Origin of the sequence: Microbacterium sp. I2, from assembly GCF_051364985.1 — a bacterium.
Taxonomy (GTDB): domain Bacteria; phylum Actinomycetota; class Actinomycetes; order Actinomycetales; family Microbacteriaceae; genus Microbacterium.
In genome coordinates, this window is record NZ_JBLWIH010000019.1 from 18365 (window position 1) to 32870 (window position 14506).

The 14506-nt window shown below is 68.8% G+C and carries 13 protein-coding genes; 9 read left to right on the forward strand and 4 right to left on the reverse strand.

What is annotated here, in order from left to right:
* From ACLKM7_RS13785 to ACLKM7_RS13795, 3 genes are read left to right on the forward strand one after another with little or no spacing between them, the layout of a single operon-like run.
* Complete coding sequence (locus ACLKM7_RS13785) at positions 1-675, forward strand: response regulator (protein WP_436447732.1); 675 nt, start codon at positions 1-3, stop codon at positions 673-675.
* Positions 650-1912, forward strand: coding sequence for a sensor histidine kinase (locus tag ACLKM7_RS13790; RefSeq protein WP_436447733.1), 1263 nt, complete (start codon positions 650-652; stop codon positions 1910-1912). Before ACLKM7_RS13785 ends, ACLKM7_RS13790 begins: the two co-directional genes overlap by 26 nt.
* Positions 1909-2979, forward strand: a complete 1071-nt coding sequence (locus ACLKM7_RS13795) for a hypothetical protein (RefSeq protein WP_436447734.1) — start codon at positions 1909-1911, stop codon at positions 2977-2979. Before ACLKM7_RS13790 ends, ACLKM7_RS13795 begins: the two co-directional genes overlap by 4 nt.
* 282 nt (positions 2980-3261) lie before the next feature.
* Here ACLKM7_RS13795 and ACLKM7_RS13800 read toward each other — a convergent pair whose 3' ends face one another.
* Together ACLKM7_RS13800 and ACLKM7_RS13805 are read right to left on the reverse strand one after the other, a co-directional pair.
* A complete protein-coding gene (locus tag ACLKM7_RS13800; RefSeq protein WP_436447735.1) occupies positions 3262-3492 on the reverse strand; it encodes an acyl-CoA carboxylase subunit epsilon in 231 nt (76 codons plus the stop codon).
* A 37-nt stretch (positions 3493-3529) separates the two neighbouring features.
* Complete coding sequence (locus ACLKM7_RS13805) at positions 3530-5128, reverse strand: acyl-CoA carboxylase subunit beta (RefSeq protein ID WP_436447736.1); 1599 nt, start codon at positions 5126-5128, stop codon at positions 3530-3532.
* A 101-nt stretch (positions 5129-5229) separates the two neighbouring features.
* Here ACLKM7_RS13805 and ACLKM7_RS13810 point away from each other — a divergent pair, with 101 nt between their 5' ends.
* On the forward strand, positions 5230-6027 hold the full coding sequence (locus ACLKM7_RS13810; protein ID WP_436447737.1) for a biotin--[acetyl-CoA-carboxylase] ligase: 798 nt from the start codon (positions 5230-5232) through the stop codon (positions 6025-6027).
* Positions 6028-6075: 48 nt separating this feature from the next.
* Here the strand turns inward: ACLKM7_RS13810 and ACLKM7_RS13815 are convergent, their stop codons facing one another.
* Both ACLKM7_RS13815 and ACLKM7_RS13820 read right to left on the reverse strand, forming a co-directional pair.
* Positions 6076-6750 (reverse strand): hypothetical protein, encoded by a 675-nt coding sequence (locus ACLKM7_RS13815; RefSeq protein WP_436447738.1) that lies wholly within the window; start codon positions 6748-6750, stop codon positions 6076-6078.
* 115 nt (positions 6751-6865) lie between these two features.
* Positions 6866-7432: a PH domain-containing protein gene (locus ACLKM7_RS13820; protein WP_436447739.1), complete on the reverse strand. Its 567-nt coding sequence runs from the start codon at positions 7430-7432 to the stop codon at positions 6866-6868.
* Between the two features lie 130 nt (positions 7433-7562).
* On the opposite strand from ACLKM7_RS13820, the gene ACLKM7_RS13825 reads away from it, so the two are divergent.
* From ACLKM7_RS13825 to ACLKM7_RS13845, 5 genes are all read left to right on the forward strand, one after another.
* A complete protein-coding gene (locus tag ACLKM7_RS13825; RefSeq protein ID WP_436447740.1) occupies positions 7563-8699 on the forward strand; it encodes a 5-(carboxyamino)imidazole ribonucleotide synthase in 1137 nt (378 codons plus the stop codon).
* A 96-nt stretch (positions 8700-8795) separates the two neighbouring features.
* On the forward strand, positions 8796-9263 hold the full coding sequence (purE, locus tag ACLKM7_RS13830) for a 5-(carboxyamino)imidazole ribonucleotide mutase (protein WP_436448045.1): 468 nt from the start codon (positions 8796-8798) through the stop codon (positions 9261-9263).
* Entirely contained in the window at positions 9260-10732 is a 1473-nt protein-coding gene (locus tag ACLKM7_RS13835; RefSeq protein ID WP_436447741.1) for an LCP family protein, read from the forward strand. Before purE ends, ACLKM7_RS13835 begins: the two co-directional genes overlap by 4 nt.
* Complete coding sequence (locus ACLKM7_RS13840) at positions 10732-11859, forward strand: glycosyltransferase (protein WP_436447742.1); 1128 nt, start codon at positions 10732-10734, stop codon at positions 11857-11859. Before ACLKM7_RS13835 ends, ACLKM7_RS13840 begins: the two co-directional genes overlap by 1 nt.
* Positions 11860-11944: 85 nt before the next feature.
* Positions 11945-14506: a hypothetical protein gene (locus ACLKM7_RS13845; RefSeq protein ID WP_436447743.1), complete on the forward strand. Its 2562-nt coding sequence runs from the start codon at positions 11945-11947 to the stop codon at positions 14504-14506.

Consider the following 14506-nt stretch of genomic DNA (forward strand, 5'->3'; position numbering starts at 1 on the left):
ATGACGCGTGTGGCTCTCATCGACGACCACGAGTCGGTCCGGCTCGGGCTCGAGGCCGCGGCCGCGCGCGCGGCGACGAAACAGGTGGTGTTCTCGGGCAGCACCGTGACCGAGTACCTGAACTGGCGCGCATCGTCGTCGGCGGCGCCGGCAGACGTCGTGGTGCTCGATCTCACCCTCGGGGACGGCACGACCGTGACCGAGAACGTGCGCCGTATCGTGCTCGACGGCTCGAGCGTGATCATCCACAGCGTCGCCGACCGGCCCGCCGCGGTGCGCGAGGCGCTCGCCGCCGGCGCCGCGGGCGTCGTCAGCAAGTCCTCGCCGATCGACGACGTGATCGCCGCGATCCGCACCGTGGCCAAGGGCGAGCCGCTGAACAACGTGGAGTGGGCCAGCGCCGTCGAGGGCGACCGTGAGTTCGCCGACGCGCAGCTGTCGGCACGCGAGCGCGAGGTGCTCCGGCTGTACGCCGCCGGTCTGCCGCTGAAAGTGGTGGCCGACAGGCTGGGAGTCGCCTACTCCACGGCCAAGGAGAACATCACCCGCGTGCGCGTCAAGTACGTCGAGGTCGGCCGGCCTGCACCCACCAAGGTCGATCTGCTGCGGCGGGCCATGGAGGACGGACTGCTCGCCGATACGGCGACGGATGCCGGAGGCACGCGTGGCCGGTGACGGCCAGACGGTACTCGACACCGCGTGGGCGCAGATCCCGCGTTCCCGTGAAGCGACCTCGGGCATCGGGACGTTCACCCGCTCGCGCGTAGAGCGGATCATCTCGATCGCCACCGCCTCGGGATCGGTCATCATCGGGACCCAGGCCTTCCTCATCGCCCTCGGCTCCACGCAGGAGCGGGCAGAGTGGCACGTGCCGCTCATGGTGGTGGTGTTCGGGACGCTCGCCCTCATGCTCCTCGCGTGCGCGATCGGACGCGCCGTGCGAATCGCATCGGGCGTCTTCGCCCTCGTGTATGTGGGCGCGCTGGCCGCGTGGCCGGTCGCGACGGCCGGCGTCGTCCCGGAGTCGCTGGACGAACCCTGGATCTGGTTCCTCGTGAACCTCGCGACCCTCGCCGCCGTCCTCGCGTTCCCGCTGCCGCTCCAGATCGCATGGACCGTGCTGGCTCCCCTCCTCTTCTACTTCGTGCGACTCGTACAGGGCGGGTTCGCGCCCGACTTCTGGATCGCGGTGGGGCTCGACGTCTCCTTCGCCGTCATCCTCGGCGGAGTGCTCCTGGCACTGGGATGGATGCTGCGGTCGGTCGCTGCGAATGTCGACGAGACACGCGCGCGCGCCGTGACCTCATACACGCGGGCGGCCGCTGAGGACGCCGCCGAGCAGGAGCGCGTCGCGGTGGCGGCGCTCATGCACGACAGTGTGCTCGCGGCGCTCATCGCCGCCGAACGCGCCACGACGCCGCGCGAGCGAGCGCTGGCCGCCACGATGGCGCGAGAGGCTCTGACGCGTCTGGCGAACACCGAGCAGGATTCGCACGAGGGGACGGACGAGCCCCGCGATGCGGTCGAGCTCGCCGGAGACATCGAGGCTGCGGCGGCCGAGCTCGGGGCCGCCGTCGACGTGCATCGAGAGATCGCCGCCGACAGCAAGCCGCTTCCGGGCCGCGTCGCGCGAGCCCTGGCGCTGGCTACGACACAGGCGGTCGCCAATGCCCTGCAGCATGCCGGCGGCGCCGGCCTGGGCATCGCGGTGGTCGCTGACGAGGGACGGGTGCGCGTCGAAGTGCACGATGCCGGCGAAGGGTTCGACATGGCTGCCATCCCCGATGATCGACTCGGCATCCGAGCGTCGATCGTGGCGCGCATCGCTGCTGTGGGAGGGGTCGCCGACATCGAGACGGGCCCGCATGGCACCATCGTGCGGCTGACGTGGAAGCCGGTGCTGCCCGCATGATCAGCGTCAAGAACATCCTCACCCTGCTGGCTGTCGCCTTCACCGCATACATGGCTGCGCGGGGACTGTGGTGGACCGAACCGGTGTCCCAGCCGCTGGTCATCGTCGCGGCGCTCGGGATGTACGTCGCCGTCACCTGGCTCTGCATCTTCTGGCAGTCGTCGGCCGATGCTCCGGAGGTGGAGCACGACGACCGAGATCGAGCGCGCCGCGGGCAGCGACTGCCGGTGCTCCCACTCGTCCTCGCGATCGCATGCGCGGTGGTCGTCCCCAACGCGATCTCGTGGGCGGTGGGCGAGGGGGCGCGTACGGAGTCCTTTGCCACCTGGTACATCGGCGGTATCGGCGCGCTCATGGTGATCGTCATCGTGCGCGGACGCCCATGGACCGCGTGGGCGGGCTTCGCACTGCTGGCCATCGCGTCCATCGCTTGGATGGGGGTGCTGCCCGCGATCCAGCTGGGCCTGATCGGGTCGCTGGTGTGGCTGGTGGTGGCGCAGCTCGTGGTCCACTCGGTGAACCGCGCCGCTCGGGACACCTCCCGGCTGACGCTCCTGCAACGCGCGGCATCCGCCTGGCAGACCTCGCAGGTCGTGCGCCAGCGCGAGCGTCGCGTGCAGGTGCAGAAGGCACTCGCGGTCGCCGGACCCGTCCTCACCCGCACGGTCGCCCAGGGCGGCGAGCTGACCGATGACGACCGACTCGAGGCGCGGATCGCCGAAGGCCGCCTGCGAGACGAGATGCGCGGTCCTCGCCTGCTCGACGACGACGTGCGGGCAGAACTCGAGCGTGCGCGCCGGCGGGGTGCCAACGTCACGGTTCTCGACGAGGGCGGGCTGGACGACGTCGACGAAGAGACTCTGGCGGTCATCCGGGCTCAGCTGGCCGACACCCTGCGCTCGGCGAGTTCGGATCGGCTCTACATCCGCACGTCCCCTGACGCGCGCGTCGCCGTCACCGTCGTCGGCCGCTCGCCCTCGGTCGGCGCGCCCAGCGACGAGGATGCCGTCGACCTGTGGCGCGAGATCCCTCACCCCGACGCGGCGCGACACGCCGACGCGGGCTGAGCGGAGGGGTCGCAGACCCGCGCAGACAAGCTCGTCCCCCATTCAGCAGGGGGAGGGGAAGCTGAACAGGGGACGGAATCGAAGGAGGCGAGGGGCGGCGAAGCCGCCCGCCCCTCGCCTAGCGGACGGTTACCCGAAAACCGTCCGCGTGGCCGAATCCGGGTGGTCCGCAGAGCGGAAATCGGATCGGCCGAACGCAGAAGCGTTCCAGCGATACAAGTATCGCCGTGCCGCAAGACCCGCGTCTGTAGGTATTTCGGGGGACAAAACCGGCAGAACGGCTCAGCCGCCGAACCTTCCCCAGCCGAGGTCGCGGCGCAGCGGCTGGCGGAGCGATCGCTGGGAGAGCTCCCATGCGCTCCGCGACCGCCGGTCGTCGGCGACGGCCTCCGCCGCCTCGCCGGTGTAGGCCTCTGTCACCACGGCGATGAGTGCCGCGAGCTCGTCCTCCGTCGGCGACCCGCGGTGCACATCGATCGTGACGCGCTCGATGTCGTCGTCGGCGATCGTCATCGTGTCATCCCGCCCATGCTCTTCACGCGCACCAGGGTCACAGCGGGATGTTCCCGTGCTTCTTGGGCGGCAGGCTCGCGCGCTTGCCACGCAGCGCGCGCAGGGCCTTGGCGATCGAGACCCGGGTCTGGGCCGGCTCGATGATGCCGTCCAGTTCGCCGCGCTCGGCAGCGAGGAACGGGGATGCCACGTTATAGGTGTACTCGTTGGCCAGGCGCGTGCGCACGGCCGCGACATCTTCGCCGGCTTCCTCGGCCCGCTTGATCTCGCCGCGATACAGGATGTTGACCGCGCCCTGACCGCCCATCACCGCGATCTCGGCGGTCGGCCATGCGAGGTTGATGTCGGCGCCCAGCTGCTTGGACCCCATCACGATGTATGCCCCGCCGTACGCCTTGCGAAGGATGACCGTGACCAGGGGCACGGTCGCCTCGGCGTAGGCGTAGAGCAGCTTCGCGCCGCGACGGATGACGCCGGTCCACTCCTGATCGGTGCCCGGGAGGTAGCCGGGCACATCGACGAGGGTCACGATGGGGATCGAGAACGCGTCGCAGAAGCGCACGAAGCGGCTCGCCTTCTCACCGGCCTCGATGTTGAGCGTGCCCGCCATCTGCGACGGCTGGTTGGCGATGATGCCGACGCTGCGCCCCTCGATGCGGCCGAAGCCGATCACGATGTTGGGCGCGAACAGCGGCTGCACCTCGAGGAAATCCTCGGCGTCGACGATCCCGCGGATCACCTGGTGGATGTCGTAGGGCTGATTGGGAGAGTCCGGAATGATCGCGTTCAGCGCGCGGTCGGCATCCGTCGTCTCGAACTCGAAGTCCGCCTCGTACACGGGGAGTTCGGACATGTTGTTGTCGGGCAGGAATCCGAGCATCGTCCGGACGTAGTCGATCGCGTCGTCCTCGTCCTCGGCGAGGTAGTGCGCGACGCCCGAGCGGGTGTTGTGCGTATAGGCGCCGCCGAGCTCTTCCATGCCGACGTCCTCGCCGGTGACGGTCTTGATGACGTCGGGACCGGTGACGAACATCTGACTCGTCTTGTCGACCATCACCACGAAGTCGGTGAGGGCGGGGGAGTACACCGCGCCGCCCGCCGCCGGACCCATGATGATCGAGATCTGCGGGATGACGCCCGAGGCCTGGGTGTTCAGGCGGAAGATCTCGCCGTACTTGCCGAGGGCCACGACGCCCTCCTGGATCCGCGCGCCGCCGGAGTCGAGGATTCCCACGATCGGGATGCCGGAACGCAGGGCGAACTCCATGACCTTGATGATCTTCTCCCCGGCCACCTCGCCGAGCGAGCCGCCGAAGGTGGAGAAGTCCTGCGAGTACACCGCGACGGTGCGCCCGTGGATCGTGCCGACGCCGGTGACGACCGAGTCGCCGTACGGCCGGGAGCGGTCCATGCCGAACGCCGTGGTGCGGTGGCGCACGTATTCGTCGAGCTCGACGAAGCTGCCCGGGTCGACGAGCTGTTCGATGCGCTCGCGCGCGGTGCCCTTGCCCTTCGCGTGCTGCTTCTCCTTCGCGACCGCCTCGGCGTCGAGGACGGCCTCCTGATAGCGGGCGCGGAGGTCGGCGATCTTGCCTGCGGTCGTGAAGAGATCGGGCTGGTCGGTCACGGGTTCCACCCTATCTGCGGGCTCGCGGCATCCCTTGGAGGGTTCGCACAAGGGGTCGCGGCATCCGCTGTGCCTATCCCGTCGCGGCCGACCTCGATAACGTGGCGTACATGCCGATCCCCGAACACGGATATCCGCTCACGGCCGCGATCAGCCCTCGCGTCCAGGTCGTCGAGACGACCGAATCGACGAACGCCGACGTCGTGCGGCACGTGGTCGAAGCTTCCGGCGAGTGGCCGCACTTGTCGGTTCTGCTCACGACCGACCAGCGCGCCGGTCGCGGGCGCCTCGACCGGAAGTGGGTCACGCCGCCGGGCACGGCGCTTGCTGTGTCGACGGTCGTGCGGGTGTCGGGCATCCCGTACGCCTCGCGCGGATGGATCCCGCTCATCGCAGGTGCCGCGATGACGCGGGCCGTCCGTGCCCAGCTCGCGGGAACCACGCACACCGCGGCGCTGAAATGGCCGAACGACGTCATCCTGGACGGCGGCAAGGTGTGCGGGATCCTGGCGGAAGTCGTGCCGGGGCATGCGGATGCCGTCGTCATCGGCACAGGCGTCAACACGCGGATGCCACGCACCGACCTGCCCGTCGAGACCGCCACGTCGTTCGAGGCCGTCGGGCTCGAGTGCGACGACGACCGTCTGCTCGCCGATTACCTTCGTGCCCTCGACGAGCAGCTCGGCGCGCTCGTCGGCGCCCGCGGAAACGCCGCCGCGGCCGGTGTGCACGCCGAGATCGAGGCGCTGTGCGGCACGGTCGGCAGTGATGTGGCCGTGGCTCTGCCCGACGGCGAGACGCTTCGCGGCCGGGCGAGCCGCATCGACGAGGAGGGCCGGCTGATCGTCGTGCAGCACGACGAGTTCGAGAGCGCGGTGTCGGCCGGCGACGTCATCCACGTGCGCTGAGGCGGCGTGCGCTGAGTGCGCGGTGCGCGCGGCTGTGCTCGTGGGAGGTCAGAGATCCGAGAAGTCGTTCGAAGGCGACCACATGCCCTCGACGATGTCACCGTTCAGGGATAGGCCGATGAATTCAGCACCGACCTCACCCGGACGGCTGAGCGAAGTCGTCTGCGGCACCGTTCGCATGCCGAGGTTGATAAGTTCGGCTGCCCCGTCCCCGTCTCCGTCCCATTCTCCCCAACCACCCGCCGCGAGTACTTCAGCCCGGGTTGACCCGACTCCGATGCCCTCCGCAGTCTTGACCTCTGCGTCGCCCACGGTGGGGCTGAGGAACGTCACTGTCACCGGGCCCTGGTCGAGGCTGGCGATGGTCACATCCGCCCACCGGAAAGAAGTGCCGAAGACGTCGCCGTTGCCCCACGGGTCCTCGATCTCCTCTTCGGCCGGCGGCTGCCCGCTAAGTTGCTCGATCAGGGCGACGAGCGGACCGGGTTGATCCAAAGCGACGATTTCAGTGCCGCCGTTCTCCCTGTATTCGATCGTATCGAGTGTGACGATGAGCTCGGCGGCCGAGGCTGGAGCACTCGTGGAGGAGGGTGCCGCCTCGGGGGTGGAAGCACCCGTCGCTGTGGGTGGCGTGCTCGTCGGGTCGGGCGACGCGGCGCCAGCGCACCCGGTGAGCAACAAAGCCAGCAGGAGGATCGACGTGGATATCGAACGAACGCGCATCTACGTAATTTACGTCCCCTTGGGCGTGGACCTGGCATGCGCGCTCAGTCCGTCGTGTCGGCCGGTGACATCATTCGCGTGCGTAAAGACGACCCGCGCCGACGTCGGAGCGCGCCTAGGCGTTCGGGTCGTGCTCGGCGACGCCCGGTGGCAGCGGCTGCGCGTCGCGGTGCGCGAGGATCTGGTTCACCTCGACCTGATCGACGAGCGCCTCGTGGACCAGTCCGATGTGGGGGATGTTCTTCAGCCGCATCGGCTCGTCGACGCCGTTCGAGAGCGTGAGCGTGCCGGTTCCCCACATGCGCTGCAGGATGCCGCGATGCTCGCGCACCGTGTACCCCCGCACATGGTGCAGCTCGCGACGCCGCGTTCCGAAGATGCCGGACCGCTCCAGGACCCGCCGCGTCGTGATCGTGTACACGTGCGACCACCACGCGAGGAAGGGCAGGAGTACCAGCAGCAGGACGATGCCTGCGGCTGCGGTCAGCAGCATCCAGTTCTCGAGTGGCGCCGGAAGGTTGCCGTAGAAGTAGCCGCACGCCCCGGCCACGACGATCAGCACCAGGGCCGACCAGGTCAGCCGGCGGGCGTGCGAGCGGAACCGCGCGACGCGCAGCTCGGGCGTCGGGGCGCCCGGCGCAGGCGTCAGGGGACGTCCCGCGATGCTCGACGGCTGAGTCACCCTCCTATTCTGGTCCCTCCCACCCCCATGGCCCGGTTCCGACTCCCGGGCGATCCCGGACTGCCGCGGCCCGATGCGATGCGCGGCGGTGGGGGATGATGGAGGGGTTGTCCATCGAGGAGGGAGCGGCATGGCGCTGCGAGTAGGAGTCGTCGGCGGCGGGCAGCTGGCCCGCATGATGATCGCGCCGGCCGTCGAGCTCGGCGTCGACCTGCGCGTGCTCGCCGAAGAGGACGGGATGGCAGCATCCCTCGCCGCCACTGCCGTGGGCGACTACCGCGACGCCGAGACGGTGCTCGCCTTCGCGCGCGATGTCGATGTGGTCACGTTCGACCATGAGCATGTGCCGCAATCCGTGCTCGCCACCCTCGTCGACGCGGGCGTCGCGGTGCACCCCGGCCCTCACGCCCTCCGCTTCGCGCAGGACAAGTTGGTGATGCGTGCCCGTCTGCAGGAACTCGGGATGCCGCAGCCCGACTGGGCGGCTGTGTCGGACGCAGAGCAGTTGCAGGCCTTCCTCGACGATCACGGTGGCCGCGCCGTCGTCAAGACGCCGCGCGGTGGCTACGACGGCAAGGGCGTGCGGGTCGTCTCGGCGGGAACCGAGGCCGATGACTGGTTCGCGACGCTCGCCGAAGACGCGCGCGGCGGCGCCCTCCTGGTCGAGGAGCTCGTCGACTTCACTCGCGAGCTCGCGCAGCAGGTCGCCCGGCGCCCGTCCGGTGCCGTCCGGGCGTATCCCGTCGTCGAGACGGTGCAGCGAGGCGGCGTGTGCGCCGAGGTCATCGCCCCTGCGCCGCATTCCGGGGGACGGCTCGAGGAAGTCGCGGCGCGCATCGGGATCACGATCGCCGAAGGACTGGCAGTGACCGGGATGCTGGCGGTCGAGCTGTTCGAGACCACCGACGAGCGCCTGCTCGTCAACGAACTGGCGATGCGGCCCCACAACAGCGGGCACTGGAGCCAGGACGGCGCCGTCACCAGTCAGTTCGAGCAGCACTTGCGCGCCGTACTCGACTTGCCGCTCGGCGACCCGTCGCCGGTGTCGGAGTGGGCCGTCATGGTGAACGTGCTCGGCGGGCCGGCCAACGGCTCGCTCGACGAGCGGTTCGACGCAGCGATGACCAAGCACCCCGGCGCCAAGATCCACACTTACGGCAAGACGCCGCGACCCGGTCGCAAGGTCGGGCACGTCAACGTCGTGGGCGACAACCTCGACGATGTCGCATACGAGGCCCGGGCCGCGGCATCCTTCTTCGTCGACTGAGCCGCGCCGTTGCGGGGATCTTCCAGGCACGCGCCCTAGCCTTGACGGGTGACTGGGCACCTGCATTCTGCTGACGCGCCGCTGGTCGGCGTCGTGATGGGCTCCGACTCGGACTGGCGGGTCATGAGCGACGCCTCCCAGGCGCTCACCGACTTCGGCATCCCGCACGAGGTCGAAGTCGTCTCGGCCCACCGAACGCCCGACAAGCTCATGCGCTACGGCCGCGAGGCGCGAGGCCGCGGGCTGCAGGCCATCATCGCCGGTGCCGGTGGCGCGGCGCATCTTCCCGGCATGCTGGCATCCCTCACCGCTCTTCCCGTCATAGGGGTTCCGGTGCAGCTCGCCACTCTCGACGGGCTCGACTCGCTGCTGAGCATCGTGCAGATGCCCGCGGGCATCCCGGTCGCCACGGTCTCGATCAACGGTGCGAAGAACGCCGGCCTGCTCGCCGCGCGCATCCTCGGCGCCTCCGATCCTGTGGTCGGCGATCGCATCGAGGAGTACGCGCGAACCCTCGAGGGGCAGGTCGAAGAGAAGAACCGGCGGCTCAAGGAGTCGCTGTGAGCGTCGTGAGCCCGCCGCGATCCTCGGCCGCGCCCAGGCGCGCGGTCGTCGAAGAGCGACCGATGCGATATCCGGATGCCTCGTCCCGGGCCGTCATGACCAAGCGTGGGTGGTGGCTCGTGCTGCTGAACTTCCTGATGCCCGGGTCGGCGCAGGCGCTTGCCGGCAATCATCGGCTGGGACGCCTCGGTCTCGGCTCGACACTCCTGCTGTGGACGCTCGCGATCATCGCGGTGCTGTTCGCGCTGCTCGCACCCACCGCGGGATTGAGCATCGCCACCGGAGCCTGGATCCCTGACTTCCTCGCGCTGCTGCGACCCCTTCCGCTACTGATCGCGCAGGGCCTGCTGATCGGGTACGCCGTGCTGTGGATCGTCCTCACCGTCGACACGCTGCGCCTCGTGCGCCTCGTCAAAACCGGGCCGGCGGCGCGCTTCGGCATCGCGGGGCTCGCCGTCGCGCTGCTCGTCGTTGCGAGCGGAGGCGCTGCGTACGCCGCCAACGTCGCCGGAACCACCCGCGACACCCTCGGCGCGATCTTCCAGGCGACCGGTCCCGTCGTCGAGCCGTCGGACGGGTACTACAACATCCTGCTGCTCGGCGCCGACAGCGGCGAGGGCCGTGACTCGATGCGGTTCGACAGCATCTCGGTCGTGTCGGTCAACGCCGAGACCGGCGCCACGACGATCACCGGCATCCCGCGTGACATGCCGCACTTCCCGTTCTCGGAAGGCCCGATGCAGGACAAGTACCCGAACGGCCACGAGGGTCACGCCGACGCGAGCTGCGGTTGGGGGAGCGGCATCAACCAGCTGCGCACAGAGGTCGAGGTCTGTCAGGACGGCACCGCGCTGTATCCGGATGCCGAGGCCAACGGCTCGGAGCCGGCGATCGAGGCGACCAAGGACGCCGCCGAAGGCATCCTCGGCATCGAGATCCCCTATTACGTCTTCATCGACATGCACGGGTTCGCGTCGCTCATCGACGCCCTCGGTGGTGTCGACATCGAGGTCGCGCAGCGACTTCCGAAGGGCGGCGGGCCCGCCTATCCGGGTCAGCCCGTCGACGAATGGGCCATCGGGTGGATCGAGGCCGGACCGCAGCACATGGACGGCGACACAGCCCAGTGGTACGCGCGTTCGCGCTACACGACGGACGACTTCGACCGCATGGGGCGCCAGCGCATCCTGCAGCAGGCGATGCTCGGCCAGTTCACGCCCCAGACGGTGCTTACGCGCTTCCAGGAGATCGCCGCTGCCGGCACCGACATCGTTCAGACCGACCTGCCGCAGTCGCTCGTGCCGTTCCTCGCCGACCTCGCACTCAAAGCTCGGGAACAGCCCGTGACGACGATCGAGCTGACGCCCAAGGGCGGCATCGACGAATTCGACCCGGACTACGCCTACATCAAGGAGCTGGTGCACAACACGCTCCACCCACCGACGCCGACCGCCGAGCCGGAGGGCTGATGGTCGCGACACTGCGCGTCGTACTCGACCAGGTCGTGGCGCCGACCGACCGGCCGCTGGCCGAGGCATCCCGCGAGCTTGCTCGCGCCCTGGTTGCCGGTGCGCCGTCGGGGTGCGAGGTCGAAGCGATCGTGCCGGCAGGGGGCGAGGACGTCGGCGAGGCCGTTCCCGGGCTGGCAGATGTGCGACGTGCCGCCCTCGCACGCCGTGAACTGTCGGGAGCGCTCCAGTTCGGGCTTGCGACCGGTCTCGGTGGCGGCATGATCCACTCCCCATCGCTGTTCGCGCCCCTTGTGAAGCACGACCGCGTGCACAACAACGATCAGACGGTCGTCACGGTGTGGGATCTTCGCCCGTGGGAGGCCCCGGTCGAGCTGCCTAGGCCGGTCGTCGCGTGGCACAAAGCCATGCTGCGGCGCGCGGTGAAGTACGCGGACGCCGTCGTCGTGCCGACGCATTCCCTCGCAGCGCGGCTGGTCGAGATCGCGCCACAGCTCGGCGATCGGGTGCGGGTGATCGCCGGCGCCTCGCCCATCGGCTTCTCGGTGCCGTCCGACGAGATCGGGCGTCGCCGTGCGTTGGACCTTCCCGAGGGCTTCGTGCTGCTCGCGGGCGGACCCCTGGGTTCAGAAGGCTTGGACACCGGACTCGCCGCGGTTGCGGCATCCGGGGTGGACCTTCCCGTCGTCGTGATCGACGTCGAAGAGGGTCACGAGCCGGCGGTGGTCGAGCTTGCATCGGCGGCGGGTGTGCCGGAGCGGCGGATGCACGTCCGTGGATCGTTGGACGCTGCGGATCGTGGTGCCGTGTTCGGCGGTGCGGTGGCGTTCGTCGCGCCGTCGCGCCGCGCAGCCTTTCCGTGGCGGGTCGTGGACGCGCTCACTCTGGGTGTGCCGGTGGTGGCCGCTTCCTCGGCCGTTCAGGACGAGGTCGTGGTGGACGGGGGAGTGCTCGTGCCGGGCGCGGATGCCGCGGAGGTGGTGTCGGGGATGGGTGAGGCACTCGCAGCCGGCCTTGGGTCGACCGCGGCCGCCGAGCGACTCGGGGTGCTGGCCGGCGACCGCGGGCGCGCCTTCTCGTGGAGCGAGGCCGCCGACAAGGTGTGGATGCTGCACGCCGAGCTGTAGCCCTCGGTCCTACCAATCCCCGGCGCGTCGGCGAGGCAACGCGCGAGCGGGACACGTTTGCGTCACACTGAAGAGGTTTCCGCATGTGAGCAGGGGGGATCTGCGCGTGTTCCAACGCCGTCAGCTCGGTGTCGTCGCTGCTGCGATGAGCCTCCTCGGCTCGTTGCTTCTGGCACCCGCGCCGGGATTCGGTACGGCCTCGCAAGCGGCTGCCACCGAAGCGCCTGCGGCGGCCGGTCAGGCCGCGATCCCAGGATTCGTTGCGAACGCGGAATCTGCTGCGAAGACCATGCGCGTCAAGAGCGCCGATCTTTCTCAGTTCCGACCCGGTCACATCATCAGCGACGCGAAGTTCTTCGACCGCGGGGCGATGACGGAAATGCAGATCCAGCAGTTCCTGGAATCCAAAGTTCCCAGGTGCGATGCCGGCTACACGTGTTTGAAGGACTGGTACGACACATCGCGGAGCACCAACGCGGATGCCATGTGCGGTGCATATTCGGGCGGAGTGCGGGAGCGAGCCTCGCGCATCATCTATAAAGTCGCGCAGGCGTGCGGGATAAGTCCGCAGGTGATCCTGGCGACGTTGCAGAAGGAGCAGGGACTCGTCACTCATAACTGGCCGAGCGAATGGCGCTACACGATCGCGATGGGACAGGGCTGTCCCGATACAGCCGCGTGCGACACCCGCTACTACGGGTTCTTCAACCAGGTCTACGGTGCGGCGTGGCAGTTCAAGCGCTACGCCAACCCCCCTGGGACCAGCAACTACTTCAATTGGTACGCACCAGGCAAGACCTGGAACGTTCGGTTCCACCCCAATGCGGCGTGTGGAACCTCGCCGGTGTACATCGAGAACCAGGCCACCGCGAACCTTTACTATTACACGCCGTATCAGCCCAACGCCGCCGCACTGGCGGCGGGATACGGCGAGGCGAACGACGCGTGCTCGTCCTACGGGAATCGGAACTTCTACAACTACTTCACCGACTGGTTCGGGTCGACGGCCGGTGGCGGCGACCCATTCGGGAATGTGGAGTCTCTCCAGAGTGTCGCAGGTGCCGTGCGCGTCACTGGATGGGCCGCAGACCCCGACACGACGAATCCCATTGAGATCCACGTGTACGTGGGCGGCGTGGGCCGAGCCTTCACGGCCTCCAACGCGCGACCTGACGTCGGCGCCGCCTTCCCCTCGCTGGGGTCCATGCACGGCTTCGACGTGAGGGTACCGGTGCCGGCCGCCGGTACGCACAACGTGTGCACCTACGCGATCAATGTCGGAACCGGAACAAACCGGCTGATCGCATGCGGCGCGGTCACGGTGACGGGAACGATCGACCGTGCACGCGTCCCCTTCGGGAGCTTCGACTCCCTCGCAGTCTCTGGCTCCGTCGCGACCGCCAAGGGGTGGGCGATCGATCCCGATACGTCAGGACCTATCGCCGTTCGCCTGACAGTCGGGAACACGACATCCCAGGTCAGTGCGAACCAGAATCGAGCCGATGTGGGGGCGGCGTATCCCACGGCTGGTCCGAACCACGGCTTCGCAACCAAGCTCACCCTCCCCGTCGGCACTTCCACCGTCTGCGCGACTGCCGTCAACAACGGAATCGGCGGAGACGCCGCGCTCGGCTGCAGGTCGGTGACGATAGCACCACCGCTGCCGACCGAGAACAAGGCGCCGATCGGCAACTTCGAGTCGCTGGGAGCGGCGAAAGACTCATTGAGCATCGGTGGCTGGGCGCTGGATCCGAATGTGGCCGGTCCTATCGAGGTGCACATCTACGTCGACGGCGTCGGCAGGTCCTACACCGCAAACGTGTCGCGTCCTGATATTGCTGCGGCGTACCCGGGGCACGGTGACAAGCACGGGTTCACCGTCCAGGTACCCGCGTCACCGGGCTCGCATCAGGTCTGTGTCTACGCGATCGACAATGCGGGCGTCTCCAATCCGACCCTCGGCTGCCGATCGGTGACCGTCTCCGGCCCGGCGCCCGCAGTGAACAAAACGCCGATCGGCAACTTCGAGTCGGTGGGGGTTTCTGCGGGTTCTCTGAGCATCGGTGGCTGGGCCTTGGATCCGAACGTTGCGGGTCCGATCGAGGTGCACGTCTATGTGAACGGGGTCGGCAGGTCCTACACGGCAGACGTGTCGCGGCCGGATATCGCTGCCGCGTACCCCAGTCATGGCGACAGACATGGCTTCGTGGTCCAGGTGCCGGCCTCGAGCGGGACGCATCAGGTCTGCGTCTATGCGATCGATGACGCAGGTGTCTCCAACCCCACGCTCGGCTGCCGCTCCGTCACCGTCTCAGCGCCGGCGCCAGTGGCGAACAAGGCGCCGATCGGCAACTTCGAGGGGGTATCGGCAACGGCTGGCACCATCTCGGCGTCGGGCTGGGCGATTGATCCCGACACCACGAGTCCGATCGAAGTCCATGTGTATGTCGACGGCATCGGCCGCGCTTACCCTGCGAACCTCAGCCGCACCGATGTGGCCGCCGCGTACCCCGCAGCGGGCGACGCCCACGGATTCAACGCCTCAGTAGCGGCGGCGCCGGGACTCCGGACGGTGTGCATCTACGCCATCGACGCCGCAGGGGGATCCAACACCACGATCGGCTGCAGAAGCATCACTGTTCCCTAG

Coding starts and splice junctions, on each gene's coding strand:
- ACLKM7_RS13810 (WP_436447737.1), top strand. CDS start 5,230: ATGCCGATCCCCGAACACGGATATCCGCTCACGGCCGCGATCAGCCCT.
- ACLKM7_RS13795 (WP_436447734.1), top strand. CDS start 1,909: ATGATCAGCGTCAAGAACATCCTCACCCTGCTGGCTGTCGCCTTCACC.
- ACLKM7_RS13800 (WP_436447735.1), bottom strand. CDS start 3,492: ATGACGATCGCCGACGACGACATCGAGCGCGTCACGATCGATGTGCAC.
- ACLKM7_RS13815 (WP_436447738.1), bottom strand. CDS start 6,750: ATGCGCGTTCGTTCGATATCCACGTCGATCCTCCTGCTGGCTTTGTTG.
- ACLKM7_RS13785 (WP_436447732.1), top strand. CDS start 1: ATGACGCGTGTGGCTCTCATCGACGACCACGAGTCGGTCCGGCTCGGG.
- ACLKM7_RS13840 (WP_436447742.1), top strand. CDS start 10,732: ATGGTCGCGACACTGCGCGTCGTACTCGACCAGGTCGTGGCGCCGACC.
- purE (WP_436448045.1), top strand. CDS start 8,796: ATGGGCTCCGACTCGGACTGGCGGGTCATGAGCGACGCCTCCCAGGCG.
- ACLKM7_RS13790 (WP_436447733.1), top strand. CDS start 650: ATGCCGGAGGCACGCGTGGCCGGTGACGGCCAGACGGTACTCGACACC.
- ACLKM7_RS13825 (WP_436447740.1), top strand. CDS start 7,563: ATGGCGCTGCGAGTAGGAGTCGTCGGCGGCGGGCAGCTGGCCCGCATG.